Genomic DNA, 25,367 nt, shown 5'->3' on the forward strand with positions numbered 1-25,367 from the left:
GTGTCCGTCCCCGCGTCTTTTTCCGGGCGCCCGGGGCCGTGCGGGCCACGTACCCTCTTCTGTTGTGCCGAACGCCAACGAAGCAACCAGTGCCCTGAGCCAGGTGCAGGACCGCGCCGTGAGTGAACTGCTGCGGGTCGCCCCTGTCGCCGACGACCTAGCCCGCCGTTTCCAGGAGGCGGGGTTCTCACTGGCCCTGGTCGGCGGCTCGGTACGGGACGCGTTGCTCGGCCGCCTCGGCAACGACCTGGACTTCACGACCGACGCCCGCCCGCAGGACGTTCTGAAGATCATGCGGCCGTGGGCGGACGCCGTCTGGGACGTCGGGATCGCCTTCGGGACGGTCGGCGCCCAGAAGGAGGCGCGGGTCGGGGACACCGACCGGAGCTTCCAGATCGAGGTGACCACCTACCGGTCCGAGGCGTACGACCGCACGTCGCGCAAGCCGGAGGTGTCCTACGGCGACTCCATCGAGGACGACCTCGTCCGTCGTGACTTCACCGTCAACGCGATGGCCGTCGCCCTCCCCGAGAAGAGGTTCATCGATCCCCACGGTGGTCTGAAGGACCTCGCCGAGCGGGTACTGCGCACGCCGGGGACGCCCGAGGAGTCCTTCTCCGACGACCCCCTGCGCATGATGCGGGCCGCGCGCTTCGCCGCCCAGCTCGACTTCGAGGTGGCCCCCGAGGTCGTCGCGGCGATGAAGGACATGGCGGGACGCATCGAGATCGTCTCCGCCGAGCGGATCCGGGACGAGCTGAACAAGCTGATCCTCTCCCCGCACCCCCGCAAGGGCCTCACCCTGCTCGTGGACACCGGGATCGCCTCCTACGTGCTGCCGGAGCTGCCGGCCCTGCATCTGGAGCGCGACGAGCACCACCGGCACAAGGACGTCTACGAGCACACCCTGATCGTGCTGGAGCAGGCGATGGCCCTGGAGGAGGACGGCCCCGACCTGACGCTCCGCCTCGCCGCCCTGCTGCACGACATCGGCAAGCCTCGCACCCGCCGCTTCGAGAAGGACGGCCGCGTCTCGTTCCACCACCACGAGGTGGTCGGGGCGAAGATGACCAAGAAGCGCATGACCGCGCTGAAGTACTCCAACGAGCTGGTGAAGGACGTCTCCCGCCTGGTCGAGCTGCACCTTCGGTTCCACGGCTACGGCACGGGAGAGTGGACGGACTCCGCCGTCCGCCGCTACGTCCGTGACGCGGGACCGCTTCTCAGCCGGCTGCACAAGCTGACCCGCTCGGACTGCACCACGCGGAACCGGCGCAAGGCCGCCGCGCTCTCCCGCGCGTACGACGGGCTGGAGGAGCGCATCGCCCAGCTCCAGGAGAAGGAGGAGCTCGACTCCATCCGCCCGGACCTCGACGGCAACCAGATCATGCAGATCCTGGACATCAAGCCGGGCCCGGAGGTCGGGAAGGCCTACAAGCACCTGCTGGAGCTCCGGCTGGAGAACGGCCCGATGGAGCACGACGAAGCGGTGAAGGCGCTCAAGGAGTGGTGGGCCGAGCAGCAGGGCTGACAACGGAAACGGGGTCATGTTTCACGTGAAACATGACCCCGCACACGATCCGGGGCGGTGTTTCACGTGAAACACCGCCCCCGGAGTCGTTCTTACTTGTCCTTCAGGCAGAGCAGGAAGCTCTTGCTGCCGTTGGTCTCCGTGTAGACGTACTCGAAGTCCTTGGCCTCGGCCTCGCACTTGCTCTGCGCCGTCAGGCCGGAGAAGTCGCCCTCGACCTTGGCCAGCACCTCGTACTGCGCCTTCGCGTCACCGCAGTCGACGACCTCGAGGTCAGGGTCGTTGTCGTTGGTGCTGCCGCGGTGCATGCAGTCGCCCACGGCGGCGGTGTTGGCGTCGTCGCGGCTGGCGAGGAACCCGCCGATGGCCACGCCCGCGACGATCAGAACGATGACGATGTTCTTGATCGTCTTGAAGCTGATCTTGCGGCCCTGCGGCTGCGGGGGCACCGGGGCTCCCGGCGGCGGGAAGCCAGGCTGACCGGCCTGCTGCGGGAACGGGGCCTGGCCCTGGGGCTGGCCGTAGGGCTGCTGCTGGCCCTGAGCGAACGGGTTGCCCTGGGGCGGCGGAGTGGTCACTTGGGGGTCCCCCTAGTACATAGACGCGTGACGCGAAAAGACGCGTTGATAAGACGCACGTAAGCTACCGGCCCGAAGTGACAACTCCGTAGCGAGATAAGGCTCTGTGGCGCTGATGTGACACTTACTGGCGCGCAAACCGGGCCATAGTCACCGCAACCGCTCCGTAGATAACGGCAATTGTTACCACCAGCGTGACCGACCGGCCGTCAGGAGGGAGCACCAGCGCGGCCACGGCAGCGGCTCCGACGAACGCCACGTTGAACAGCACGTCGTAGACCGAGAAGATCCGGCCGCGGAAGTCGTCGTTCACGGACGCCTGGACGATGGTGTCCGTGGAGATCTTCGCGCCCTGGGTGATCAGGCCGAGGACGAACGCCCCCGCCAGCAGCGGGCCGGAGGCGAAGGGCAAGCCGAACGCGGGCTCCAGCACGGCCGCCGCGGCGGCGCACGTCACGATCCAGCGGACGGGCCCCATACGCCCCGCGGCCCAGGGCGTCAGCACGGCCGCGGCGAAGAAGCCGGCACCGGAAGCCCCCAACGCCAGCCCCAGCAAAGCGAGTCCCTCGTCCGTGGTCGACGTCAGGTGGTACCGGCAGAGCATCAGCAGCATGACGAGCATCCCGCCGTAGCAGAAGCGCATCAGGAACATCCCGGTGAGCGCCCACGCCGCGTCCCTGCGTGCGGGCGCCGCGAGATGACGTACGCCCGCCACCAGATCGGCGGCCGTGCCGGAGAGGGCCGTGGTCAGGCGGGGGTGCACCAACGCGTGGTCCGGGCCGAGCAGTTCCTTGGCGATGCGCAGGGCCGACAGCGCCGCGCCCAGGTAGAGGACGGCGCCCACGAGCACCACGGCCGCGTCCGAGTCCGCCACCACCAGCCGGACCACGAAGGCGAGGCCGCCGCCCGCGGTCGCGGCGAGCGTCCCGGCGGTCGGGGAGAGGGAGTTGGCGACGACGAGCCGCTCGGTGTCCACCACGCGGGGCAGCGCGGCGGACAGCCCGGCGAGGACGAAGCGGTTGACGCCGGTGACGCACAGCGCGGCCACGAACAGAAGCCAGTCGGGCACCTGGACGAGGATCAGGACGGCGGTCACCGCCGCCATCAGGGCGCGCAGCAGGTTGCCGTAGAGGAAGACCTGGCGGCGGCGCCAGCGGTCCAGCAGGACGCCGGCGAAGGGGCCGATCGCGGAGTAGGGCAGGAGCAGGACGGCCATGGCCGAGGCGATGGCCGCGGCCGAGGTCTGCCGCTCGGGCGAGAAGACGACGTAGGCCGCGAGCGCGACCTGGAAGACACCGTCGGCGCCCTGGGAGAGCAACCGGACGGCGAGCAGGCGCCGGAAGCCTTGGTAGCGCAGCAGAACGCGCAGGTCACGGACGACGGCCATGGGGCACAGCCTCACATACGACGGGGGTCTCCGGGTCATACGACCCGGAGACCCCCGACTGCCCGCGGTGGTCGCGCTTAGCGCTCGACCTCGCCCTTGATGAACTTCTCGACGTTCTCACGGGCCTGGTCGTCGAAGTACTGCACCGGCGGCGACTTCATGAAGTACGAGGAGGCCGACAGAATGGGGCCGCCGATGCCCCGGTCCTTGGCGATCTTCGCGGCGCGCAGGGCGTCGATGATGACACCGGCGGAGTTCGGGGAGTCCCAGACCTCGAGCTTGTACTCCAGGTTCAGCGGGACGTCACCGAAGGCGCGGCCCTCGAGGCGGACGTAGGCCCACTTGCGGTCGTCCAGCCAGGCGACGTAGTCGGACGGGCCGATGTGGACGTTCTTCTCGCCGAGCTCCCGGTCGGGGATCTGCGAGGTGACGGCCTGGGTCTTCGAGATCTTCTTCGACTCGAGGCGGTCGCGCTCGAGCATGTTCTTGAAGTCCATGTTGCCGCCGACGTTCAGCTGCATCGTGCGGTCCAGGACGACGCCCCGGTCCTCGAACAGCTTCGCCATGACGCGGTGCGTGATGGTGGCGCCGACCTGCGACTTGATGTCGTCGCCGACGATCGGGACGCCCGCCTCGGTGAACTTGTCCGCCCACTCCTTGGTGCCGGCGATGAAGACCGGGAGGGCGTTGACGAAGGCGACCTTGGCGTCGATGGCGCACTGGGCGTAGAACTTCGCCGCGTCCTCGGAGCCGACGGGCAGGTAGCAGACGAGGACGTCGACCTGCTTGTCCTTGAGGACCTGGACGACGTCGACCGGCTCCTCGGCGGACTCCTCGATGGTCTCGCGGTAGTACTTACCGAGACCGTCGAGCGTGTGGCCGCGCTGGACCGTCACGCCGGTGCGGGGAACGTCGCAGATCTTGATGGTGTTGTTCTCCGAGGCGCCGATGGCGTCCGCGAGGTCGAGACCGACCTTCTTGGCGTCCACGTCGAAGGCGGCGACGAACTCGACGTCACCGACGTGGTAGTCGCCGAACTGGACGTGCATCAGGCCCGGCACCTTGGCCGCCGCGTCGGCGTCCTTGTAGTACTCGACTCCCTGCACCAGCGATGCGGCGCAGTTGCCCACGCCGACGATGGCTACGCGAACCGAACCCATTCCGGTTGCTCCCTGTGTGTACGAGTGAGGCCCTTGCGGACTCTCACGTGGCGGTGTCGCCGGGCGAATCCGGCCGGGGGTCGTCCCCGGACCGGGGCAGGTCGCCCGTCGCTCCAGATGTGGTGTCCTGCTGAGCGGGCCCCCCGGCGGCGGACCCCTTGAGGTCCCGGCCGGCCCGCTCGCTCTCGATGAGCTCGTTCAGCCAGCGCACTTCGCGCTCCACGGACTCCATCCCGTGGCGCTGGAGCTCAAGCGTGTAGTCGTCGAGGCGCTCCCGGGTCCGGGCGAGGGAGGCGCGCATCTTCTCGAGGCGCTCCTCCAGCCGGCTGCGGCGGCCCTCCAGCACGCGCATGCGGACGTCGCGCGACGTCTGCCCGAAGAAGGCGAACCGCGCGGCGAACGTCTCGTCCTCGTACGCGTCCGGTCCCGTCTGGGCGAGCAGCTGCTCGAAGTGCTCCTTGCCCTCCGCCGTGAGGCGATAGACGATCTTGGCGCGGCGCCCGGCCAGCGGAGCGGCGAGGGCGTCCTCGGTGGTGTTTCCCGGTTCCTCGATCAACCAGCCGTTGGCGACCAGCGTCTTGAGGCAGGGATAGAGCGTCCCGTAGCTGAACGCACGGAACACACCCAGTGACGTGTTGAGCCGCTTGCGCAGCTCGTACCCGTGCATCGGGGCCTCGCGGAGCAGGCCGAGTACGGCGAACTCGAGGATTCCGGAACGCCGGCTCATCGTCGCCTCCCCTCTGCCCCGGTCGTGCCGCGATGGGCTCGTGTGCGGCGCGGAGCCGCCTTTATGTCGCGCTGATGTATCGACTCGATACATCACGACGATAGAACGACCTTCCGGGAGCGACAAGAGGGGGGAGAGTGAACGGGATCACATCACCGTTTCGTTGCGAGCAAGTTGCCTGTTTTGAGGTGAACTTCTGGACCCGGGGGGTTTTGGCGGTGCGTAGTCTGTGCGCCATGCAGACCACCGGGAACCGAGTGACGACTGGGGGCGTCCCTGTCCCCGGTGCAGTACGGATGAATGCGCGAAGCGCCGCATCCGTACTTCGGGGGGACCGGAAACCAGCCGCCGTTTCCAGGCGCGCAGAGGTGCGCCTGCCCGAGGAGTAGTCGTTCGATGAGCGAGCACCGTCGCAAACCGCCGCAGCCGCAGGGAGGCGGACGTGCCGCGGCCCGACGCGGCCAGTCCGGCTCGTCCTCCGGCCGCCGAGCGGCACCGCGAGGCGCCACCGGATCTCCGTCCGATGCCTATGGGTCGGGCACCCGCGGCGCGGGGGGTGAGGCCCCTGCGTACGGCAGCCGTGCCGAGGCGCGTCGCGCGGCGCAGCGGGGAGGGTCCCGCCGCGCCGCCGGACCCGGCCGCGGACGAGGACGCGCGGCCCCTCCGACGAAGAAGAGAATCATCGACTATCCGCGCTACGACAAGGACGGCTGGCGCCGCTGGCTGCCGTCCTGGAAGCTCGTGTCCGGCCTGTGCCTCGCCTTCTTCGGCAGCCTCGTCGCCGTGGCCGGGATCGGGTACGCGATGGTGAGCGTGCCCAGCGAGGAGAACGCCGCGGCGCTGTCGGAGAACAACGTCTACTACTGGAAAGACGGCACCCAGATGGTGGCCACCGGTAGTGGCCAGAACCGGCAGAACATCAGCTTCGACCGGATCCCCGAGGCCATGCGCTGGGCGGTGATCTCGGCCGAGAACAAGAGCTTCTACAGCGACTCGGGCATCGACCCCATGGGCATCGCCCGCGCGCTCGGCAACATGGCGCGCGGCGGTGACACCCAGGGTGGTTCGACGATCACCCAGCAGTTCGTGAAGAACACCTACCTGAGCCAGGAGCAGACGCTCTCCCGGAAGTTCAAGGAGATGTTCATCTCGATCAAGGTGGGCACCAAGCTCTCCAAGGACGAGATCCTCCAGGGCTACCTGAACACCTCTTACTACGGCCGCGGCGCCTACGGCATCCAGGCCGCCGCGCAGACGTACTACGGCAAGGACGCGGTCGACCTCACGCCGAGCGAGTGCGCCTTTCTCGCGGCCCTGCTCAAGGGCCCGACGTACTACGACCCGGCCGGCAACGAGAGCATCGACAGCTCCGCCTCACCCCAGGCCAACCGCGCGCGTTCCGAGGAGCGCTGGGCCTGGATCCTCGAGCAGATGCACGACGACAAGCACCTCTCGACCGCCGAGTACCAGCAGGCGGTCAAGAGGTACCCGATGCCTCAGGGGCGCAAGGCCACCAAGGGCATGACCGGCCAGATCAGCTACCTGGTCGACACGGCCAAGCGGTACGTCCTGAAGAACTCGGACATCTCCGAGGCCCAGTTCGACCAGGGCGGATACCAGATCTACACGACGTTCGAGAAGTCGAAGGTCGAGGCGCTGGCCAAGGCCGTGAAGAAGGTCGAGAAGGAGAACATCGACCCGAAGCGCGAGAGGGACCAGCACGTCCAGTTCGGCGCGGCCACGGTGAGGCCCGAGGACGGCGCGATCGTCGCCCTGTACGGCGGCGCCGGCTTCGAGAACGGCCACTTCAACAACAACGCCGACACCCAGGGCGTGCCCGTCGGTTCGACGTGGAAGCCGTTCGTGCTCGCCGCCGCGATGCAGCACGGCACGTACAAGACCAACGGTGTGGGCGTCTCGCCGGCGAGCAAGTACAACGGCAACGACCACCTGAAGATCCTGAACAACGACGGCTCCTACCTGCTCAAGAAGGACAACACGCCGTTCTTCCAGGAGAACGAGAGCGACCACCCGTGGGGCTACATCAGCCTGAGAAAGGCGATGGAGCAGTCGGTCAACACCCCGTTCGTGCAGCTCGGCATGGACGTGGGGATGAAGAACGTGGCAGATGTCGCTCAGAAGTCCGGCATCCTCAAGACCAGCTTCGCCGACCTGAACGCTTCGTTCGCGCTCGGCACGTCCACGCCCAGCGCGATCCGCATGGCGGACGCGTACGCGACCTTCGCGGCGTCGGGCAAGCAGGCCGACCCGTACTCGGTGACCGGCGTCAAGTACCGGGGCTCGGAGCTCCCCGGCTTCGAGAAGCCGCGGGTCAAGCAGGCGATGCCGGAGAACGTGGCGAACAACGTCACCGACGTGCTCGAGAACGTGATCGAGAACGGTACGGCCCAGCACGCCAAGGAGCTGGGGCGCCGGGCGGCCGGCAAGACGGGTACCACGGACGAGAACAAGTCCGCCTGGTTCGTCGGTTACACCCAGCAGTTGTCGACCGCGGTCGCGATGTTCCGTGAGGACCCCAAGAGCCACAAGCTGCTCTCCATGAACGGCACGGCGGGCAAGGACTCGATCCACGGTGGTGACATCCCCACCCAGGTATGGACCGAGTTCATGAAGGCCGCGCTGAAAGGCCAGTCGGACCCCGGCTTCCCCAAGGCCGAGAAGATCGGTGAGGTCGCCGACGGCGTCGGCGCACCGTCGCCGACTCCGACCGAGACGGAGACCGAGGAGCCGACGCCGTCCGACACGCCGACGGCCTCCGAGACGGTGACCACCCCGCCGCCGCCCACGGAGACCGAGACCTGTGGCCCCTTCGACTTCCGTTGCCGGGACGAGGAGGAAGAGGACGGCGGGAACGGGAACGGCGGTGCGGACAACGGAGGCACCGACGGAGGCGTGACCACGTCGCCCGATCCCACCGAGACCGAAGACCCCGGAGACACTCGGGGCGGCGACAACGGCGGCGGAGGCTTGTTCGGAGGCTCCGGCAACTGAGCCGTCCCTGCCCGATGTGGGCGTTTCACGTGAAACATGGGCCGCCGTACCCGACCGGGTACGGCGGCCCTCGCCGTGTCACCGGCCAGGTACGGCAGGATGTGCGCCATGCCCAGTGGAAAAACGACGAGCGTCCACGAGCCGGACCCGGTGCGGCCGACGGAGGAGGACCGGGTCGCGGCGGCCGGCAGCGAGCTGATCGGGGGACCGATCGGGCGGCGTGCCCTGCTCGGCAGATCCTGGTGGACCCCGGTGCGCGTGATCGCGCTCGTGGCGATCGGTGTGTTCGCCCTCGGGCTGGTGCAGAAGGCGCCCTGCTACAACGGAGCCTGGTTCTTCGGCGCCAGCTCCCAGTACACGCACGCCTGCTACTCGGACATCCCGCACCTCTACCAGGGACGCGGTTTCGCCGACGGGCTGGTGCCGTACTTCGACCGGCTCCCCGGGGACATGGAGTACCTCGAGTACCCGGTCCTGACGGGCGTGTTCATGGAGGTCGCCGCCTGGCTCACCCCGGGCAGCGGCAGCATCCAGGACCAGGAGCAGTGGTACTGGATGGTCAACGCCGGGATGCTCATGGCGTGCGCCGCCGTGATCGCCGTGTGCGTGACGCGCACCCACGCCCGGCGGCCCTGGGACGGTCTGCTCCTCGCCCTCGCCCCGGCCTTCGCCCTGACCGCCACCATCAACTGGGATTTGCTGGCGGTCGCTCTGACGGCCGCCGCGATGCTGATGTGGTCGCGGGGCCGCGCCCTCGCCTTCGGCGTCCTCCTGGGCCTCGCCACGGCCGCCAAGCTCTATCCCGTACTGCTCCTCGGACCCCTGCTCGTGCTGTGCTGGCGCGCGGGCCGATGGCGGCAGTACGGCACGGCGCTCGCCGGGGCCGCCGTCGCCTGGATCGTCGTGAACGGTCCGGTGATGCTGTTCGCCTTCGACGGCTGGTCGAAGTTCTACACGTTCAGCCAGGAACGCGGCGTCGACTTCGGGTCGTTCTGGCTGATCCTGGCGCAGAACTCGGACGACCCGATCGCCACCGAGACGGTCAACACGCTCGCGACGCTGCTGATGCTGCTGTGCTGCGCCGGCGTGGCGGCCCTGACGCTCACCGCGCCGCGCCGCCCACGCTTCGCCCAGCTGGCCTTCCTGATCGTCGCGGCGTTCATCCTCACCAACAAGGTCTACTCACCGCAGTACGTGCTGTGGCTGGTGCCACTCGCGGCGCTCGCCCGGCCCAAGTGGCGGGACTTCCTGATCTGGCAGGCCTGCGAGGTGGCGTACTTCCTGGGCATCTGGATGTACCTCGCGTACACGACCAGCGGGGACGCCCACAAGGGCCTGCCCACCGACGGCTACCACTGGGCCATCGGCGCGCACCTGGCGGGGACGCTCTTCCTGTGCGTCATGGTCGTCCGGGACATCCTGATGCCGGAACGGGACCCGGTGCGCCGCTCCGGCGGTGACGACCCCTCAGGCGGCGTGCTGGACGGCAGCGAGGACGTCTTCGTGCTCGGCCCCGCGGCGCGCCCCGCACGGCACGCGGCCCACTTCGAGGCGTCCCAGGTCGACTGGGGCAGGACGGAGGCCCAGGGCGGTTCGCTCTGAGCGAACTCTCGGAGGGGACACCGGTCCCCCGGCCACGCGAAGGGGCCGTGCACGGAACGTCCGTGCACGGCCCCTTCGGCGTGTTACCGGCGCCGGCTCAGCGGTCGACGAGCCGGTCGAACTGCGTCGTGGTGTGCCGCAGATGGGCCACCAGCTCCTCGCCGACCTTGGGCTCCGGGGCGTCGGCCGGCACGAACAGGATGGACACCTGCATGTGCGGCGGCTCGGCGAACCAGCGCTGCTTGCCACCCCACACGAACGGCGAGAGGTTGCGGTTGACGGTCGCGAGGCCGGCCCGGGCGACGCCCTTGGCGCGCGGCATGACGCCGTGCAGGGCCTTGGGGGCCTCCAGACCCACCCCGTGGGACGTTCCGCCCGCCACGACCACCAGGAAGCCGTCGGAGGCGGCCTTCTGCTGCCGGTAGCCGAACCGGTCCCCCTTGGCGACCCGGGTGACGTCCAGGACCGCGCCGCGGTACTCGGTGGCCTCGTGGTCCCCCAGCCAGAGCCGGGTACCGATCCGGGCGCGGAACCGGGTCTGCGGGAACTGCTGCTGGAGGCGGGCCAGCTCGTCGGCCTTGAGGTGGCTGACGAACATCGTGTGCAGCGGCAGACGGGCCGCCCGCAGGCGGTCCATCCAGCCGATGACCTCCTCGACGGCGTCGGAGCCGTCGGTGCGGTCCAGCGGAAGGTGGATGGCGAAGCCCTCCAGCCGGACGTTCTCTATCGCGGCGTGCAGCTGGGGCAGGTCCTGCTCGCTGATGCCGTGCCGCTTCATCGAGGACATCACCTCGATGACGACGCGGGCGCCGACCAGGCCGTACACGCCGTCGACCGACGACACCGAGCGGATGACCCGGTCCGGCAGCGGCACCGGCTCCTCGCCGCGCCGGTACGGCGTCAGCACCAGCAGGTCACCGCCGAACCAGTCCTTGATCCGCGCGGCCTCGTACGTCGTGCCGACGGCCAGGACGTCCGTGCCCAGCCGGGTGGCCTCCTCGGCGAGCCGCTCGTGGCCGAAGCCGTAGCCGTTGCCCTTGCAGACGGGGACGAGCCCCGGGAACTGCTCCTGCACGTGCTTGTGATGCGCCCGCCAGCGCGCGGTGTCGACGTAGAGCGTGAGCGCCATGGCCGGACCTGGAACCTTTCTCGTGGCTGCGGTGTAACAAAGGTAGGGGAGGCGACGAAGCCGTCGGGCTACGAAGACGGATACCGCGGCGAAGCGCGGGTCAGCGGCGGGACATGTAGATGTCGAGCGCCTTGTGGAGCAGCTTGTTGAGCGGGAAGTCCCACTCGCCGAGGTACTCGGCCGCCTGGCCGCCGGTGCCGACCTTGAACTGGATCAGACCGAAGAGGTGGTCGGTCTCGTCCAGCGAGTCGGAGATGCCGCGCAGGTCGTAGACGGTGGCGCCGAGCGCGTAGGCGTCGCGCAGCATCCGCCACTGCATCGCGTTCGAGGGACGGACCTCACGGCCGATGTTGTCGGAGGCGCCGTAGGAGTACCAGACGTGGCCGCCGACGATCAGCATGGTCGCCGCGGACAGGTTCACACCGTTGTGCCGGGCGAAGTACAGCCGCATGCGGTTGGGGTCCTCGGTGTTGAGGGCCGTCCACATCCGCTGGAAGTACGACAGCGGGCGCGGCCGGAAGTGGTCGCGCACGGCCGTGATCTCGTACAGCCGCTGCCACTCGGGCAGGTCGTCGTAGCCCCCCTGGACGACCTCGACGCCGGCCTTCTCGGCCTTCTTGATGTTGCGGCGCCACAGCTGGTTGAAGTTCTTGTGGACCTCTTCCAGGGCGCGGTTGGCCAGCGGCACCTGGTAGACGTAGCGCGGCTGGACGTCGCCGAAGCCGGCGCCGCCGTCCTCGCCCTGCTGCCAGCCCATGCGGCGCAGCTTGTCGGCGACCTCGAAGGCACGGGGCTCGATGAAGTCGGCCTCCAGGTCACGCAGGCGCTTGACGTCCTGGTCCTGGATGCCCCGCTTGATGGTCGCGGCCTCCCAGCGGCGGATGATCACCGGCGGGCCCATCTTCACGGAGAACGCGCCCTGCTGCTTCAGGTGGGCGAGCATCGGCTCGATCCACTCCTGGAGATTCGGCGCGAACCAGTTGATGACCGGGCCCTCGGGCAGGTAGGCGAGGTACCGCTTGATCTTGGGCAGCTGGCGGTAGAGCACAAGACCCGCGCCGACCATCTCGCCGGTGCGGTCGTCGAACCAGCCGAGGTTCTCCGAGCGCCACTCCGCCTTGACGTCTGCCCAGGCCGGGACCTGCATGTGGCTCGCCGACGGCAGGCTCTGGATGTACGCCAGATGCTGCTCGCGACTGATGGTCCTCAGGGTCAGGCTCATTCGGGGCGCTCCTCGGGCTGGTGTGTCCCCATGGGTTCAGGGGCTCCGGCTCTCGCGCGAAGCCTACTGCGCCCGGGGTGCGGCCCGTCTGGGCGCACGGGACTCCCGCCCCGGCCGGCCGTCGGCCGGGGCGTACGACGATGTGTGGTTGGCGGGTGGTGCGGACGTCAGTCGACGACTCCGCCGAAGAGACCGCCGTGCGCCATGCCCAGGAAGAAGCCGACCGCCGACAGGCCGAGGCCCAGGATCAGCCCGAAACGCTCGCGCGTCGTGACGGAGACCCACTGGCCGTACGCCCCGGTGATGATGCCGATCAGTCCGGTCCAGGAGCTGAGCAGGTGCAGGTTGTGGAACTGCGCCGAGATGAAGGCCGTGAGCCCCAGCGCCATGGTCACCGCGAGCAGGGTGTCCTGGAGCGGATGGGGCTTGCCGTCGGTGGCGAAGAGTCCGCCGGCGGTGTTGGGTCGCATTGCCTGTGCCATGGGCACCTCCTGCGAAGGGCGGCGCATCGTAGCGCCGTACACACCCGATGTGTCCAGATTGACGGTCCTCCCGCCCGGATTTCAACCGGAAGCCGCTGTGCGGGTACTCTGTAGCGTCTGCACCGGTGTCTGTCCGGACAGAGCCAGGCGGGAACAGGAGAGGGCCACGGCCCCTTCGTCCGGCCGCGAGACCGCCGCCCGACCCGATTGTCAGTGGCGGCTGTTCTACTGACAGGCAACGGTGCACAACGCATCACGACCCTCCTGCCACGGAACGACCGTGGCCGCTGAGTCCAAAGGAGGTGGGTTCCACATGCGTCACTACGAGGTGATGGTCATCCTCGACCCCGATCTCGAGGAGCGCGCTGTCTCCCCGCTGATCGAGAACTTCCTCTCTGTCGTCCGTGACGGCGGCGGAAAGGTCGAGAAGGTCGACACCTGGGGCCGTCGTCGTCTCTCGTACGAGATCAAGAAGAAGCCCGAGGGCATCTACTCGGTCATCGACCTGCAGGCCGAGCCTGCGGTCGTCAAGGAGCTCGACCGCCAGATGAACCTGAACGAGTCGGTCCTCCGGACCAAGGTCCTCCGTCCCGAGACCCACTGAGCTCCGCTCAGCTGATCCCGGGATTCGAGTAGCAGCACAAGCAGCCAGCAGCAAACCCGCCGAGAGGTTCCCCCATGGCAGGCGAGACCGTCATCACGGTCGTCGGCAATCTTGTCGACGACCCCGAGCTGCGCTTCACCCCGTCCGGTGCGGCCGTCGCGAAGTTCCGTGTCGCGTCGACCCCCCGCACCTTCGACCGTCAGACGAACGAGTGGAAGGACGGCGAAAGCCTGTTCCTGACCTGCTCCGTCTGGCGTCAGGCGGCGGAGAACGTCGCCGAGTCGCTCCAGCGAGGCATGCGCGTCATCGTGCAGGGCCGGCTGAAGCAGCGGTCCTACGAGGACCGTGAGGGCGTCAAGCGCACGGTCTACGAGCTGGACGTCGAGGAAGTCGGCGCCAGCCTGCGCAACGCCACGGCCAAGGTCACCAAGACCACCGGCCGCGGTGGCCAGGGCGGCTATGGCGGCGGTGGCGGCGGCGGCCAGGGTGGCGGTGGCTGGGGCGGCGGCCCCGGCGGCGGCCAGCAGGGCGGCGGTGCTCCCGCCGACGACCCGTGGGCGACCGGTGCTCCCGCCGGTGGCCAGCAGGGCGGTGGCGGCGGCTGGGGCGGCGGCTCCGGCGGCAGCGGCGGCGGCTACTCGGACGAGCCCCCCTTCTAGGGCGGGCCGTACCCACACTTCTTGATCACACAGGAGAATCACCATGGCGAAGCCGCCTGTGCGCAAGCCGAAGAAGAAGGTCTGCGCATTCTGCAAGGACAAGGTCACGTACGTGGACTACAAGGACACGAACATGCTGCGGAAGTTCATTTCCGACCGCGGCAAGATCCGTGCCCGCCGCGTGACCGGCAACTGCACGCAGCACCAGCGTGACGTCGCCACGGCCGTGAAGAACAGCCGTGAGATGGCGCTGCTGCCCTACACCTCCACCGCGCGATAAGGGAAGGGTGACCCACTCATGAAGATCATCCTTACCCACGAGGTCTCCGGCCTCGGTGCCGCGGGTGACGTCGTCGACGTCAAGGACGGCTACGCTCGCAACTACCTGGTTCCGCGGAAGCTCGCGATCCGCTGGACCAAGGGTGGCGAGAAGGACGTCGAGCAGATCCGTCGTGCTCGCAAGATCCACGAGATCCACACCATCGAGCAGGCCAACCAGGTGAAGGCCCAGCTCGAGGGCGTCAAGGTCCGTCTGGCCGTCCGCTCCGGCGACGCCGGCCGTCTCTTCGGTTCCGTCACCCCGGCCGACATCGCTTCCGCGATCAAGGCCGCCGGCGGTCCCGACGTCGACAAGCGCCGCATCGAGCTCGGTTCGCCGATCAAGACGCTGGGCGCCCACGAGACGTCGGTGCGTCTGCACCCCGAGGTTGCCGCTACGGTCAACATCGAGGTCGTCTCCGCCTGAGGGCAGCGCTCGCTGAAACAGTGAGTAGGAAGGGGCCGCATCCGTCAGGGTGCGGCCCCTTCGCATGAGCGCTGTTTCACGTGGAACCGGCGCGAGGGCGGTGTTTCACGTGAAACGGTCAGCGCGCCGCGCCCGTGACGACCCAGCGGCCGGAACGGGACCGCAGCCACAGGGTCAGCATCCGCACGGCCATCATCAACGTCATCGTGGCCCACAGCGCGGTGAGTCCGCCTCCCAGGACGGGCACCAGCAGGGCGGCCGGGGTGAACACGGCGAGGGTCACCAGCATGGCCCAGGCGAGATACGGCCCGTCGCCCGCGCCCATCAGAACGCCGTCCAGGACGAAGACGATGCCGCAGATCGGCTGGGACAGCGCCACGATGATCAGGGCGGGCAACGCCGCGTCCTTCACGGCCGTGTCGCTGGTGAACAGCGGCAGGAACACCGGTCGCGCGAGCACCACCAGCAGGCCCAGGAGGACGCCGACGGCCACGCCCCACTCGACCATGCGGCGGCACACGTCCCGCGCGCCCTGCCCGTCACCGGCTCCGAGGTAGCGCCCGATGATGGCCTGTCCCGCGATCGCGATGGCGTCGAGGGCGAAGGCGAGCAGGCTCCACAGGGAGAGGATGATCTGGTGGGCCGCGATGTCGGAGTCGCCCAGACGGGCGGCCACCGCCGTCGCGATCATCAAGATCGCCCGCAGGGAAAGCGTCCTCACCAGCAGCGGGGCGCCTGCCTGGGCCGACGCCCTGATCCCGGCCGCGTCGGGTCGCAGGGAGGCCCCGTGCAGGCGTGCCCCTCGCAGCACCACGACGAGATAGACCGCGGCCATGCCCCACTGGGCGATCACGGTGCCCCAGGCGGACCCGGCGATGCCGAGTCCGGCGCCGTAGACCAGGCCGATGTTGAGGAGGCCGTTGGCGACGAAGCCGGCGACGGCCACGTAGAGCGGGGTCCGGGTGTCCTGGAGTCCGCGGAGCACCCCGGTCGCCGCGAGCACGATCAGCATGGCCGGGATGCCGAGCGCCGAGATGCGCAGATAGGTGGTGGCGTAGGGGGCGGCGGTCTCGGAGGCGCCGAAGAGGTCGACGAGCGCGGGCGCCGTGGGGAGGACGGCGGTCATGACGGCGGCGCCGAGCAGCAGGGCCAGCCAGATGCCGTCCATGCCCTGCCGAATGGCGGCGGGGAGGTCGCCGGCGCCCACCCGCCGGGCGACGGCCGCCGTGGTGGCGTAGGCGAGGAAGACGAAGACGCTCACCGAGGTCACGAGGAGGGCCGACGCGACGCCGAGTCCGGCGAGCTGTGCCGTGCCGAGATGGCCGACGATGGCGCTGTCCGCCATCACGAACAGAGGCTCGGCGACGAGGGCGCCGAAGGCCGGGACGGCCAGCATGACGATCTCTCGGTCGTGCTGGCGGCGGGCGGCCTTGGGGCGCGCGGGGGCCTGTGTCATGTGCACCAATGTAATCATCCACAGGTAAGAGATGCCAGCGCTTCACGCCCCTTACTTCGTGGCTCAGGGTGTGGGGTTGCGTACACCTGTTGAACGGATCTTGATCCTCGTGGGGAAGTTTTTCTTCTGCACAGCCGGTGGACGGCAAATCTGCAGGTCAGGCTCATCTTCACAGGGTGTTCACGGGCTTGTTCACAGCGCTGTCCACCGGCTCGTGCACAGGTTTCGCGGAGTTCTCCACAGCTCTGGGCTCGTCGTCCACACGGCCTGTGGATAACCAGATTGGCTGACGGTGCCGACGGGCCTACGGTGGTCCGGCGCCTGCTCCGTCCACCGGTTTCGGAAACGTCACAAAACCGGCGTCCGACAAGCGGAGTTGGGCCCCCTTATTTGTCAGTGTCGTGCCGTAGAACTGAGAGGCACGGCGAGATCCGCTCCGGCGGACGGGAGGAGGTGGCTCGGTGAGCATTTCCGAGCCCTTGGACGACCCGTGGGCCGACAGCGGTCCCAGTGATCGTCTGCCCGCCTCCCGCCGCACGGGCGACCACGGCAGAGGACGCGACGAGCAGCACGAGCGCGGCCCGGACCGGGGCGTGTGGGACGGCGGAGGTTCCGCCTTCGAGCGGGTCCCGCCCCAGGACCTCGAGGCGGAGCAGTCCGTGCTGGGCGGCATGCTGCTGTCCAAGGACGCCATCGCCGATGTCGTGGAGATCCTCAAGGGTCACGACTTCTACAAGCCGGCCCATGAGACGATCTACACCGCCATCCTCGACGTCTACGCCAAGGGCGAGCCGGCCGACCCGATCACGATCGCCGCGGAGCTGACCAAGCGCGGCGAGATCAACAAGGTGGGCGGGGCGTCGTACCTGCACACCCTCGTGCAGACGGTGCCCACGGCGGCCAACGCGGCGTACTACGCGGAGATCGTGCACGAGCGGGCGGTGCTGCGCCGCCTGGTCGAGGCGGGCACCCGCATCACCCAGATGGGATACGCGGCCGACGACGACGTCGACGAGATCGTCAACCGCGCCCAGGCGGAGATCTACGCCGTCACCGAGCAGCGCACCAGCGAGGACTACCTGCCGCTCGGCGACATCATGGAGGGCGCCCTCGACGAGATCGAGGCGATCGGGTCGCGCAGCGGCGAGATGACGGGGGTGCCCACCGGGTTCACCGACTTCGACTCCCTCACCAACGGGCTGCACCCCGGTCAGATGATCGTCATCGCGGCGCGTCCCGCGATGGGCAAGTCGACGCTCGCGCTGGACTTCGCGCGGGCCGCGTCCATCAAGAACAATCTGCCCAGCGTGATCTTCTCGCTCGAGATGGGCCGCAACGAGATCGCGATGCGTCTGCTGTCCGCGGAGGCCCGCGTCGCCCTGCACCACATGCGGTCCGGCACGATGACCGACGAGGACTGGACCCGGCTGGCCCGGCGGATGCCGGACGTCTCGGCCGCCCCGCTCTACATCGACGACTCGCCGAACCTGTCGATGATGGAGATCCGCGCCAAGTGCCGGCGCCTGAAGCAGCGCAACGACCTGAAGCTGGTGGTCATCGACTACCTCCAGCTCATGCAGTCCGGTGGTTCCAAGCGGGCCGAGAGCCGGCAGCAGGAGGTCTCGGACATGTCCCGTAACCTCAAGCTGCTCGCCAAGGAGCTGGAGATCCCGGTCATCGCCCTGTCCCAGCTGAACCGTGGTCCCGAGCAGCGCACGGACAAGAAGCCGATGGTCTCCGACCTGCGTGAGTCGGGCTCCATCGAGCAGGACGCCGACATGGTCATCCTGCTGCACCGCGAGGACGCCTACGAGAAGGAGTCCCCGCGCGCGGGCGAGGCCGACCTGATCGTCGCCAAGCACCGCAACGGCCCGACGGCCACGATCACGGTCGCCTTCCAGGGCCACTACTCACGCTTCGTGGACATGGCGCAGACCTGAGCGACCGCGGGCTCTCCACGCCCCGCCGCAGGGTTCGCCCGGATCGAGGCGCGTGCCGATCTCGGCAAGGTCGTCCTGGTGCCCTGACACCACCCGGGCGCGTCGGCCGGACGCACCTGCTGAACTGGTGGCATGACGTCACATCAGGAAGAACTGCTGCCCGCCACCCGTCGGGGGCTGCTGCACCGGATCGCCGTCGCGCAGAGCGAAGGGCGGGCGCCGTCGCTCGTCGCGGCCGTCGTGCGGGGCGGAAGGACCGTGTGGAGCGGTGCCCGGACCTCGGTGGAGGGAGAGGTCCCGGACGGCGACGTCCAGTACCGGATCGGCTCGATCACCAAGACCTTCACCGCCGTCCTGGTACTGCGGCTCCGGGACGAAGGGCTGATCGACCTCGCCGACCCGCTGGAGAAGCACCTGCCGGGAACCGGCGTGGGCGAGGTGACCCTCGTCGACCTGCTCGCGCACCGCGCCGGACTGGCCGCCGAGACACCCGGTCCCTGGTGGGAGCGGACCCCCGGCTCCCTGCGCCCCCAACTCGCCGACGTCCTGGGCGAGCGTCCCCTGGTGCACCCGGTGGGCCGGCGCTTCCACTACTCGAACCCCGGATACGCGCTGCTCGGCGCGCTGGTCGAGAAGCTGCGCGGGGCACCGTGGGAGGAGGTACTCCGGCGAGAGGTGCTCGAACCGCTGGGGCTGCGCCGCACGACGGTGGAGCCGGTGGCCCCGCACGCGGGCGGCTGGGCCGTACACCCCTGGGCCGACGTGATGCAGCCCGAGCCGCTGGAGAACCTGGGCGTGATGGCTCCCGCCGGGCAACTGTGGTCCACCACCGCCGACCTGGCCCGCTTCGCGGCCTTCCTGGACGCGGGAGACGAGCGCGTGCTGAGCGCCGAGTCGGTTCGGGAGATGCGGACGCCCGCGGCACCGGCCGAGGCGGCGGACGTGGCCGACGGCTACGCGTACGGCCTGGGCCTGGAGTTGCGCCATCAGCACGGCAGGGCGCACGTCGGGCACACCGGCTCGCTCCCGGGGTTCCTCGCCTGCCTGACGATGGGTCTCGAGGACGACGTCAGCGCGGTGGTCCTCGCCAACTGCACGTCCGGACCCGCGCTGTTCACGGTCGCCGCGGACCTGGTGCGCATCGTCGCCGAGGCGGAACCGCGTCTCCCCGCGCCCTGGCGCCCGCTCCGGAAGGCCGACTCCGCCGTGCTCGATCTGGTGGGGCAGTGGTACTGGGGGACGTACGCCTTCGGGCTGCGACTGTCGGCCGACGGGCTGCTGGCGCTGGAGCCGCTCTCCGGGAAGGGACGGCGTTCACGCTTCCGTCCGGACGGTGACGGCGGCTGGGTGGGGCTTGAGGGCTACTACGCCGGGGAAGTGCTGACGCCCGTCCGGCGGCCGGACGGCACCGTCAGCCACCTCGACCTCGGCTCGTTCGTGTTCACCCGGCAGCCGTACGAGGAAGGCGCCCCGGTGCCCGGTGGCGTGGACGCTAAGGGGTGGCGGGGCATCCCGTAATCGGCCCGTCGTCCGTAGGCAAGCGGCTGTGTTTCACGTGAAACACAGCCGCTTCGTCACAATGCCATCTTGAAGCCCACATGGGATGCCGTGAAGCCGAGCCGCTCGTAGAAGCGATGGGCGTCGGTGCGGGTGTTGTCCGAGGTCAGCTGGACCAGATGGCAACCCTCGCGGCGGGAGGTGTCGATCGCCCACTCGATCAGCCGCGTGCCCAGGCCGCCGCCGCGTTCGTCCGCGTGGATGCGCACGCCTTCGACGACCGACCGTGTGGCGCCGCGCCGGGAGAGCCCGGGAATGATCGTGAGCTGGAGCGTCCCGACGACCCGACCTTCACGGACGGCCACGACCACGTGCTGGTGGGGATCGGTGCGAAGCCGTTCCATCGCGGTGAGGTAGGGCGCGAGGTCGTCCGGCGACTCGCGTTGCGCGCCCAGCGGGTCGTCCGCCAAGAGGGCGACGATCGCCGGGACGTCATCGATGGTCGCGGGCCGTATCTCAAGATCTCCCATGCCCGCACCCTATGCGGGCACCGGCGCCTTGAGCGTCTCCACGACCCGGACCAGCGGGGCGAGGTCGGGATTCTTCGCCGCCTCGTCGAGCGCCTCCCTCAGCGCGGTGTCGTTGGTGGGCCGCGCCTCCTCCAGCAGCGTGAGGCCGGCCTCGGTGACGTCGGTGTAGATGCCGCGCCGGTCGGTGGGGCAGAGGTACCGCTCCAGCAGGCCGCGGTCCTCGAGCCGGGTGACCAGCCGCGTGGTGGCGCTCTGGCTGAGCACGACCGCGTCGGCGACCTGCTTCATCTGCAGATGGCCGCCCTCGCCGGCGTGCTGCCGGCTCAACACGTCGAGCAGGGAGTACTCCCGCACGCTCAGATCGTGCCGGGACTGCAGGGCGCGCTCGATGTGGGTCTCGATCCTCCCGTGCAGCAGCGAGAGAGCGCACCAGCCCTGGGCAAGGGCGGTGAGCGCGGGATCCGTGGCTGTCATGGGGCGATTCCTCCGTCCAGCAGCGTCTGCGAACCAGGGTAGAGCACGGACGCAATATCCCGCGCTTGCAAATATCCCGCGTATGCAACTATTGTCGGGTCTCGCTAAGCGCTCCTGCAAGCAATCTCTGGAAGGTCTGTGCCCTCATGCCTCTCGCGCTTCTGGCCCTCGCGATCGGGGCCTTCGGGATCGGCACCACCGAGTTCGTGATCATGGGCTTGCTGCCCGAGGTCGCGGGCGACTTCGGTGTCTCCATCCCCACGGCCGGTTATCTGGTGACCGGCTACGCCCTGGGTGTCATGTTCGGCGCCCCCCTGATGACCGTGCTCGGCACCAAGATCTCCCGCAAGCGCATGCTGATGCTGCTGATGGGCCTCTTCGTCGTCGGGAACCTGCTCTCGGCGCTGGCCCCGACCTTCGGTCTCATGCTGGCCGGACGGGTGGTCGCCTCCCTGGCCCACGGCGCCTTCTTCGGCATCGGCTCCGTGGTCGCCGCCGACCTGGTCGCCCCCGACAAGCGGGCCGGCGCCATCTCCCTGATGTTCACCGGCCTCACCGTCGCCAACGTCGTCGGCGTGCCGCTCGGCACCCTGGTCGGCCAGTCCGTCGGCTGGCGCGTCACCTTCGGCATCGTCGCCGCGCTCGGCGTGGTCGGCCTGCTGGGCGTCGCCAAGCTGGTGCCCGACATGCCCAAGCCCGAGGGCGTGCGGCTGCGCCACGAGCTGGCCGCGCTGAAGAACGTGCAGGTCCTGCTCGCCATGGCGATGACCGTGCTCGGCTTCGGCGGCGTCTTCGCGGCGATCACCTACATCGCGCCGATGATGACGCACGTCGCGGGCTTCGCCGACGGCTCCGTCACCTGGCTGCTGGTGCTGTTCGGTCTCGGCATGGTCGGCGGCAACCTCGTCGGCGGCACGTACGCCGACCGCGCCCTGATGCCCATGCTGTACGTGTCCCTCGGGGCCCTCGCCGCCGTCCTGGCGCTGTTCACCCTGACCGCCCACGACAAGATCGCCGCGGCCGTCACCATCACCCTCGTCGGCGCCCTCGGCTTCGCCACCGTCCCCCCGCTGCAGAAGCGGGTCCTGGACCACGCGCACGGCGCGCCCACCCTGGCCTCGGCTCTCAACATCGGCGCCTTCAACCTGGGCAACGCGCTGTCCGCCTGGCTGGGCGGGCTCGTGATCGCCGCCGGGTTCGGCTACACCGCCCCCAACTGGGTCGGCGCCGTCCTCGCCGCGGCCGCCCTGGCGCTCGCCGTCCTCTCGTCCGTGCTCGAGCGCCGCGAGCGCGCGACCGGCACCCCGGTCGCCGGCGGGGTCCCCGCCGAGCGGCCGACCGTCGCCACGCACTGAACCGCGCCTCCGGGCGCGGGGCCAGGGCCGTCCCCGCGCCCGCCGATCCCCCTCCCGTCCGTCACCACGGACACCGCACCAACCGCAAGGAGAATCACCTCATGACCACCACCGCCGTCGCCCCGCTGACCACCGCGGACGCCGAGGCCCTCGTCACCGTCGCGGTCGAAGCCGCGGAGAGGGCCGGAGTCACCGTCAGCGTCACCGTCCTCGACGCCGGCGGGCACCTGCTCGCCTTCCGCCGGGACGACCGGGCCGTGCTCATTTCCGGCGAGACCAGCACGCGCAAGGCCTACACCGCGCTCCAGCTGAACACGCCCACCGCCGACCTGGTGGACGCCGTGCAGCCCGGCGGCCTCTTCCACACGCTGCCCACCGCCCTCGACCGGCCTCTGCTCTTCATCGCCGGAGGCGTGCCCGTACGGCGTGACGGCCGGCTGATCGGCGCCGTCGGTGTCGGCGGCGGCGCCCCGGAGCAGGACCACGGCTTCGCCACCGCCGCCGTGGAGTCCCTGGCCTGACGACGAACGGGCGCCGTACCGGGTGCGGCGCACCGCACCCGGTACGGCGGACCGCACGGCGACGCCGGTCCCGCAGTCCGCGGGACCGGCGTCGCCGTCCGTGCGCACCGTCAGGCGGCCGCCACCGTCACCGGGGCGAACCGCCGGTTCCAGTCCCCCGGCAGATCCGTGATGCCGTGCGTCATGACGGCGTTGGAAGCGACCGGCGCCAGGCCGTGCTCCTTCACCCAGCCCAGCAGGTCGCGGTGCCGGACGTCGATGTCCGTGCGCAGCGGCCGGTTGGTGTGGGCGGCCAGGGAGGCGATGAGCGCCTGGGCGGTCGCGGTGTCGCGGGCGATCAGCGGCCCCACGACATGGGTGTCCATGTTGGGCCAGGCCGCGGCGTAGCCGATGATCCGTCCGTCGTCCTCGGCCACCCGCAGCTGGTCCGCGAAGGCCGGCAGGCGCGTCACGATGTGGGTCCGGTCCGTGCCGAACACCTCCTCGTCGAGCCTCAGGATCGCGGGGAGATCGTCGGCCGTGGCCGTGCGGGTCAGGACGTCCGGCCGGCCGGACGGGACGAAGTGGCCCCGCACCATCTCGGCGTGCCCGGTGACCTTGAAACCGAGCTCCTCGTAGAGGGGCCGGCCCAGGGGCGTGGCGTGCAGGGTGAGGGGAGTGGTGCCCGCCTCCTCGACGACGTGGCGCATCAGCCGGCGTCCGAGTCCCTGACGGGAGTGGCGCTCCGCGACGAGCACCATGCCCACGGCCGCCAGGGAGGGCCGCTCGCGGGGCCCGTACTCGGTGACGACGCAGGCGGCCGCCAGACCGCCGTCGGGGGCGTCGACGCCGTGGCCGCGTCCGGCCGCGAGAAGGAGACCCCACTTGTGCTCCTCCCGGGGCCACCCCCGGTCCTCGGACAGGTCGGCGCAAGCGGTGAGATCGCGGAGCGTCAGACGGCGGATGGGCAGGGAGTCGAGAGAAGGTGTCGGCACGCAGGTCAGGCTGTCCGACCGGAGCGGTCGCCGTCCACCTGTTTCCGCAGATGCGTACGTGCTTTTGGCCATCCCGTCCAGGCCGGGATCAGCCCAGGTCGGAGGCGTGCAGCGCACGCACGCCCTCGATGTTGCCGTCGAGGTAGTGGCGCAGGGACAGCGGTACGAGGTGGACGGAGGCGATGCCGACCCGGGTGAAGGGCACCCGCACGATCTCGTACTCGCCCGCGGGTTCCTCGACCTCCGGGCCGTGCCGCAGGGACGGGTCCATGGACTCCAGACGGCAGACGAAGAAGTGCTGGACTTTCACGCCGGTGGAGCCCTCGTCCTCGCCGATGTGCTCCACGGTGTCCACGAAGCACGGCACCACGTCGGTGATCTTGGCGCCGAGTTCCTCGTACACCTCGCGGTGCAGGGCGTGGACGACGGTCGGGTCCTCCGGCTCGACCCCGCCGCCGGGGGTGACCCAGTAGGGGTCCACGCCGGGCTTGGTGCGCTTGATCAGGATCAGATGATCGCGGTCCAGCAGAACGGCTCGGGCGGTGCGCTTGACCACGGGTCGGACGGTCATGGGGGGAATGTGGCCCAGCTGGTTCCACGTGAAACATCGCCGGACGCCCTTGTTCCGGCCGCTGGCACACCGGGCGGTGTGCGCCCTCCGTCAGCCCCAGTCGGCGGCCGCCCGCTCCAGCCACTCGTGGGCCCGTGCGATGTGCGGCATCGCCGGCGTGCCGGTGCGGACGGCCAGGAAGTAGGTACGCAGCGGAGGCACCGCCGGCTCGTGCAGGGCCATCACCTCGCCGCGCTCCAGTGCGCCCGCGCACAGATAGCGCGGCAGCACGGCGAGGCCCGCCCCTGCCGCGGCACACGCCAGCACGGCCCGCAGGTCGGGGACGATCACCGTGCCGGGGCAGACCGGACGGGAGTCGAACACGGAGGCCCAGTAGCGGGCGACGAAGGGAAGCGACTCGTGCACCTCCACGACCGGGACCCGCTCCAGGGCGGCCGGGCCGGTCCGGCGGAGCGCCCCGGCACCGACCCGCTCCGCCCAGTGCGGGGCGGCGACCAGGACGTGCTCCTCGTCGCAGAGCGCGGTCGCCGTGAGCAGCGCGCCGCGCGGCCGGACGGTGCTGATGGCCAGGTCGTGATGGCCGGCGGCGAGCCCTTCGAGGACCTCGTCGGCGGTGCCGAAGGACGCGCGCAGCGCGAAGCCCCGGCCGTCCTCGCCGGTCAGCTCCGTGAGCGCGGGCAGCGCCCGCTCGGCGGTGAACTCGGGAGGCCCGGCGAGATGCAGGGTGCGTAAGGAGGAGTCCTCCTCCAGCCCGGACTCGGCTATCTCCACCAGCGCGTCCAGGTGGGGCGCCGCCTTGTGGGCGAGCTCGTCGCCGATCGTCGTCGGTGTCACCCCGCGTGCCTGCCGCAGGAACAGGGGCCGTCCCACCTGCCGCTCCAGGGTCCGGATCTGCGAGGTGACGGCCGGCTGCGAAAGGCCCAGCAGAGCGGCCGCGCGCGTGAAGGAACCGGCCCGGTGCACGGTCACGAAGGTCCGCAGCAAGGCCAGATCCACGACACGCACCCCTCCCTCGCCGGCCCGCCGCACACCGGACGGGGCCAACTATAAATATGTCGATAGGTCGCTGTCGTTACTGTGATTGGACACTGACACTGAGTCAACTAGCCTAAGTCGCGCGGTTCTTCGCGCGCAGAACCGAGGACGGTCCGAGCCACGAGGGGGGAGGCTCGGACCGTCCGCAGGGGGCGTCGTCCGTCGGATGTCCCGGG

At 69.8% G+C, this 25,367-nt stretch carries 24 protein-coding genes; 11 read left to right on the plus strand and 13 right to left on the minus strand.

Annotation, left to right across the window (positions count from 1 at the left end; all coding sequences use genetic code 11):
- Positions 1–64: 64 nt before the first annotated feature.
- Positions 65–1,531, plus strand: a complete 1,467-nt coding sequence (locus ACFOSY_RS33185) for a CCA tRNA nucleotidyltransferase (RefSeq protein ID WP_394314183.1) — start codon at positions 65–67, stop codon at positions 1,529–1,531.
- A gap of 92 nt (positions 1,532–1,623) precedes the next feature.
- On the opposite strand, the gene ACFOSY_RS33190 is transcribed toward ACFOSY_RS33185, so the two are convergent.
- The 4 genes from ACFOSY_RS33190 to ACFOSY_RS33205 form a co-directional block, all read right to left on the minus strand.
- Entirely contained in the window at positions 1,624–2,109 is a 486-nt protein-coding gene (locus tag ACFOSY_RS33190; RefSeq protein WP_394314185.1) for an LppU/SCO3897 family protein, read from the minus strand.
- A gap of 124 nt (positions 2,110–2,233) precedes the next feature.
- Positions 2,234–3,496, minus strand: a complete 1,263-nt coding sequence (locus ACFOSY_RS33195; protein WP_394314188.1) for an MFS transporter — start codon at positions 3,494–3,496, stop codon at positions 2,234–2,236.
- A gap of 77 nt (positions 3,497–3,573) precedes the next feature.
- Positions 3,574–4,656, minus strand: a complete 1,083-nt coding sequence (locus tag ACFOSY_RS33200; protein WP_225653067.1) for an inositol-3-phosphate synthase — start codon at positions 4,654–4,656, stop codon at positions 3,574–3,576.
- Positions 4,657–4,699: 43 nt separating this feature from the next.
- Positions 4,700–5,383, minus strand: coding sequence for a PadR family transcriptional regulator (locus ACFOSY_RS33205; protein WP_006134056.1), 684 nt, complete (start codon positions 5,381–5,383; stop codon positions 4,700–4,702).
- A gap of 396 nt (positions 5,384–5,779) precedes the next feature.
- On the opposite strand from ACFOSY_RS33205, the gene ACFOSY_RS33210 reads away from it, so the two are divergent.
- Entirely contained in the window at positions 5,780–8,395 is a 2,616-nt protein-coding gene (locus tag ACFOSY_RS33210) for a transglycosylase domain-containing protein (RefSeq protein ID WP_394314193.1), read from the plus strand.
- 99 nt (positions 8,396–8,494) lie between these two features.
- Positions 8,495–9,997 (plus strand): glycosyltransferase family 87 protein, encoded by a 1,503-nt coding sequence (locus ACFOSY_RS33215; protein ID WP_394314195.1) that lies wholly within the window; start codon positions 8,495–8,497, stop codon positions 9,995–9,997.
- 97 nt (positions 9,998–10,094) lie between these two features.
- On the opposite strand, the gene ACFOSY_RS33220 is transcribed toward ACFOSY_RS33215, so the two are convergent.
- The 3 genes from ACFOSY_RS33220 to ACFOSY_RS33230 form a co-directional block, all read right to left on the minus strand.
- Complete coding sequence (locus ACFOSY_RS33220; protein ID WP_006134053.1) at positions 10,095–11,126, minus strand: alanine racemase; 1,032 nt, start codon at positions 11,124–11,126, stop codon at positions 10,095–10,097.
- Between the two features lie 100 nt (positions 11,127–11,226).
- On the minus strand, positions 11,227–12,348 hold the full coding sequence (gene femX, locus ACFOSY_RS33225) for a peptidoglycan bridge formation glycyltransferase FemX (RefSeq protein WP_006134052.1): 1,122 nt from the start codon (positions 12,346–12,348) through the stop codon (positions 11,227–11,229).
- Positions 12,349–12,515: 167 nt separating this feature from the next.
- Positions 12,516–12,830: a hypothetical protein gene (locus tag ACFOSY_RS33230; RefSeq protein WP_394314199.1), complete on the minus strand. Its 315-nt coding sequence runs from the start codon at positions 12,828–12,830 to the stop codon at positions 12,516–12,518.
- A gap of 313 nt (positions 12,831–13,143) precedes the next feature.
- Here ACFOSY_RS33230 and rpsF point away from each other — a divergent pair, with 313 nt between their 5' ends.
- From rpsF to rplI, 4 genes are all read left to right on the plus strand, one after another.
- Entirely contained in the window at positions 13,144–13,434 is a 291-nt protein-coding gene (rpsF, locus tag ACFOSY_RS33235; protein ID WP_004985983.1) for a 30S ribosomal protein S6, read from the plus strand.
- Between the two features lie 74 nt (positions 13,435–13,508).
- Positions 13,509–14,093, plus strand: coding sequence for a single-stranded DNA-binding protein (locus ACFOSY_RS33240; RefSeq protein ID WP_019525359.1), 585 nt, complete (start codon positions 13,509–13,511; stop codon positions 14,091–14,093).
- 43 nt (positions 14,094–14,136) lie between these two features.
- The gene (rpsR, locus tag ACFOSY_RS33245; RefSeq protein WP_003949403.1) at positions 14,137–14,373 is read left to right on the plus strand and encodes a 30S ribosomal protein S18; all 237 of its coding nucleotides are present in this window, start codon (positions 14,137–14,139) and stop codon (positions 14,371–14,373) included.
- 18 nt (positions 14,374–14,391) lie between these two features.
- Entirely contained in the window at positions 14,392–14,838 is a 447-nt protein-coding gene (gene rplI, locus ACFOSY_RS33250; RefSeq protein WP_394314204.1) for a 50S ribosomal protein L9, read from the plus strand.
- A 118-nt stretch (positions 14,839–14,956) separates the two neighbouring features.
- Here rplI and ACFOSY_RS33255 read toward each other — a convergent pair whose 3' ends face one another.
- Positions 14,957–16,294, minus strand: a complete 1,338-nt coding sequence (locus ACFOSY_RS33255) for an MATE family efflux transporter (RefSeq protein ID WP_394314207.1) — start codon at positions 16,292–16,294, stop codon at positions 14,957–14,959.
- A gap of 461 nt (positions 16,295–16,755) precedes the next feature.
- Here ACFOSY_RS33255 and dnaB point away from each other — a divergent pair, with 461 nt between their 5' ends.
- Positions 16,756–18,234, plus strand: a complete 1,479-nt coding sequence (dnaB, locus tag ACFOSY_RS33260) for a replicative DNA helicase (RefSeq protein ID WP_006134047.1) — start codon at positions 16,756–16,758, stop codon at positions 18,232–18,234.
- Positions 18,235–18,366: 132 nt separating this feature from the next.
- A complete protein-coding gene (locus ACFOSY_RS33265; RefSeq protein ID WP_394314210.1) occupies positions 18,367–19,752 on the plus strand; it encodes a serine hydrolase domain-containing protein in 1,386 nt (461 codons plus the stop codon).
- Positions 19,753–19,808: 56 nt separating this feature from the next.
- Here the strand turns inward: ACFOSY_RS33265 and ACFOSY_RS33270 are convergent, their stop codons facing one another.
- Entirely contained in the window at positions 19,809–20,261 is a 453-nt protein-coding gene (locus ACFOSY_RS33270) for a GNAT family N-acetyltransferase (protein ID WP_394314212.1), read from the minus strand.
- 9 nt (positions 20,262–20,270) lie between these two features.
- Positions 20,271–20,735, minus strand: coding sequence for a MarR family winged helix-turn-helix transcriptional regulator (locus tag ACFOSY_RS33275; RefSeq protein ID WP_394314215.1), 465 nt, complete (start codon positions 20,733–20,735; stop codon positions 20,271–20,273).
- A gap of 146 nt (positions 20,736–20,881) precedes the next feature.
- Between ACFOSY_RS33275 and ACFOSY_RS33280 the strand changes: the two genes are divergently transcribed.
- Both ACFOSY_RS33280 and ACFOSY_RS33285 read left to right on the plus strand, forming a co-directional pair.
- Entirely contained in the window at positions 20,882–22,090 is a 1,209-nt protein-coding gene (locus ACFOSY_RS33280; RefSeq protein WP_394314217.1) for an MFS transporter, read from the plus strand.
- Between the two features lie 101 nt (positions 22,091–22,191).
- On the plus strand, positions 22,192–22,611 hold the full coding sequence (locus tag ACFOSY_RS33285) for a GlcG/HbpS family heme-binding protein (RefSeq protein WP_394314219.1): 420 nt from the start codon (positions 22,192–22,194) through the stop codon (positions 22,609–22,611).
- A gap of 110 nt (positions 22,612–22,721) precedes the next feature.
- Here ACFOSY_RS33285 and ACFOSY_RS33290 read toward each other — a convergent pair whose 3' ends face one another.
- The 3 genes from ACFOSY_RS33290 to ACFOSY_RS33300 all read right to left on the minus strand — a co-directional run bounded on the left by ACFOSY_RS33290 (position 22,722) and on the right by ACFOSY_RS33300 (position 25,152).
- Positions 22,722–23,585, minus strand: coding sequence for a GNAT family N-acetyltransferase (locus ACFOSY_RS33290; protein ID WP_394314222.1), 864 nt, complete (start codon positions 23,583–23,585; stop codon positions 22,722–22,724).
- 88 nt (positions 23,586–23,673) lie between these two features.
- Positions 23,674–24,156 carry an NUDIX domain-containing protein gene (locus ACFOSY_RS33295; RefSeq protein ID WP_394314224.1) on the minus strand — a complete coding sequence of 161 codons (483 nt, stop codon included), beginning with the start codon at positions 24,154–24,156 and terminating at the stop codon, positions 23,674–23,676.
- A gap of 90 nt (positions 24,157–24,246) precedes the next feature.
- Positions 24,247–25,152: a LysR substrate-binding domain-containing protein gene (locus ACFOSY_RS33300; RefSeq protein ID WP_394314226.1), complete on the minus strand. Its 906-nt coding sequence runs from the start codon at positions 25,150–25,152 to the stop codon at positions 24,247–24,249.
- Between the last annotated feature and the right edge of the window lie 215 nt (positions 25,153–25,367).

Origin of the sequence: Streptomyces lusitanus (genome assembly GCF_042647945.1) — a bacterium.
GTDB classification, from domain to species: domain Bacteria; phylum Actinomycetota; class Actinomycetes; order Streptomycetales; family Streptomycetaceae; genus Streptomyces; species Streptomyces pseudogriseolus.

Excerpts from the sequence above, each read along its gene's own strand:
- ACFOSY_RS33195 (WP_394314188.1), bottom strand. The coding sequence starts at position 3,496 with ATGGCCGTCGTCCGTGACCTGCGCGTTCTGCTGCGCTACCAAGGCTTC.
- ACFOSY_RS33200 (WP_225653067.1), bottom strand. The coding sequence starts at position 4,656 with ATGGGTTCGGTTCGCGTAGCCATCGTCGGCGTGGGCAACTGCGCCGCA.
- ACFOSY_RS33205 (WP_006134056.1), bottom strand. The coding sequence starts at position 5,383 with ATGAGCCGGCGTTCCGGAATCCTCGAGTTCGCCGTACTCGGCCTGCTC.
- ACFOSY_RS33210 (WP_394314193.1), top strand. The coding sequence starts at position 5,780 with ATGAGCGAGCACCGTCGCAAACCGCCGCAGCCGCAGGGAGGCGGACGT.
- ACFOSY_RS33215 (WP_394314195.1), top strand. The coding sequence starts at position 8,495 with ATGTGCGCCATGCCCAGTGGAAAAACGACGAGCGTCCACGAGCCGGAC.
- ACFOSY_RS33220 (WP_006134053.1), bottom strand. The coding sequence starts at position 11,126 with ATGGCGCTCACGCTCTACGTCGACACCGCGCGCTGGCGGGCGCATCAC.
- femX (WP_006134052.1), bottom strand. The coding sequence starts at position 12,348 with ATGAGCCTGACCCTGAGGACCATCAGTCGCGAGCAGCATCTGGCGTAC.
- ACFOSY_RS33230 (WP_394314199.1), bottom strand. The coding sequence starts at position 12,830 with ATGGCACAGGCAATGCGACCCAACACCGCCGGCGGACTCTTCGCCACC.
- rpsF (WP_004985983.1), top strand. The coding sequence starts at position 13,144 with ATGCGTCACTACGAGGTGATGGTCATCCTCGACCCCGATCTCGAGGAG.
- ACFOSY_RS33240 (WP_019525359.1), top strand. The coding sequence starts at position 13,509 with ATGGCAGGCGAGACCGTCATCACGGTCGTCGGCAATCTTGTCGACGAC.
- rpsR (WP_003949403.1), top strand. The coding sequence starts at position 14,137 with ATGGCGAAGCCGCCTGTGCGCAAGCCGAAGAAGAAGGTCTGCGCATTC.
- rplI (WP_394314204.1), top strand. The coding sequence starts at position 14,392 with ATGAAGATCATCCTTACCCACGAGGTCTCCGGCCTCGGTGCCGCGGGT.
- ACFOSY_RS33255 (WP_394314207.1), bottom strand. The coding sequence starts at position 16,294 with ATGACACAGGCCCCCGCGCGCCCCAAGGCCGCCCGCCGCCAGCACGAC.
- ACFOSY_RS33265 (WP_394314210.1), top strand. The coding sequence starts at position 18,367 with ATGACGTCACATCAGGAAGAACTGCTGCCCGCCACCCGTCGGGGGCTG.
- ACFOSY_RS33270 (WP_394314212.1), bottom strand. The coding sequence starts at position 20,261 with ATGGGAGATCTTGAGATACGGCCCGCGACCATCGATGACGTCCCGGCG.
- ACFOSY_RS33275 (WP_394314215.1), bottom strand. The coding sequence starts at position 20,735 with ATGACAGCCACGGATCCCGCGCTCACCGCCCTTGCCCAGGGCTGGTGC.
- ACFOSY_RS33280 (WP_394314217.1), top strand. The coding sequence starts at position 20,882 with ATGCCTCTCGCGCTTCTGGCCCTCGCGATCGGGGCCTTCGGGATCGGC.
- ACFOSY_RS33285 (WP_394314219.1), top strand. The coding sequence starts at position 22,192 with ATGACCACCACCGCCGTCGCCCCGCTGACCACCGCGGACGCCGAGGCC.
- ACFOSY_RS33295 (WP_394314224.1), bottom strand. The coding sequence starts at position 24,156 with ATGACCGTCCGACCCGTGGTCAAGCGCACCGCCCGAGCCGTTCTGCTG.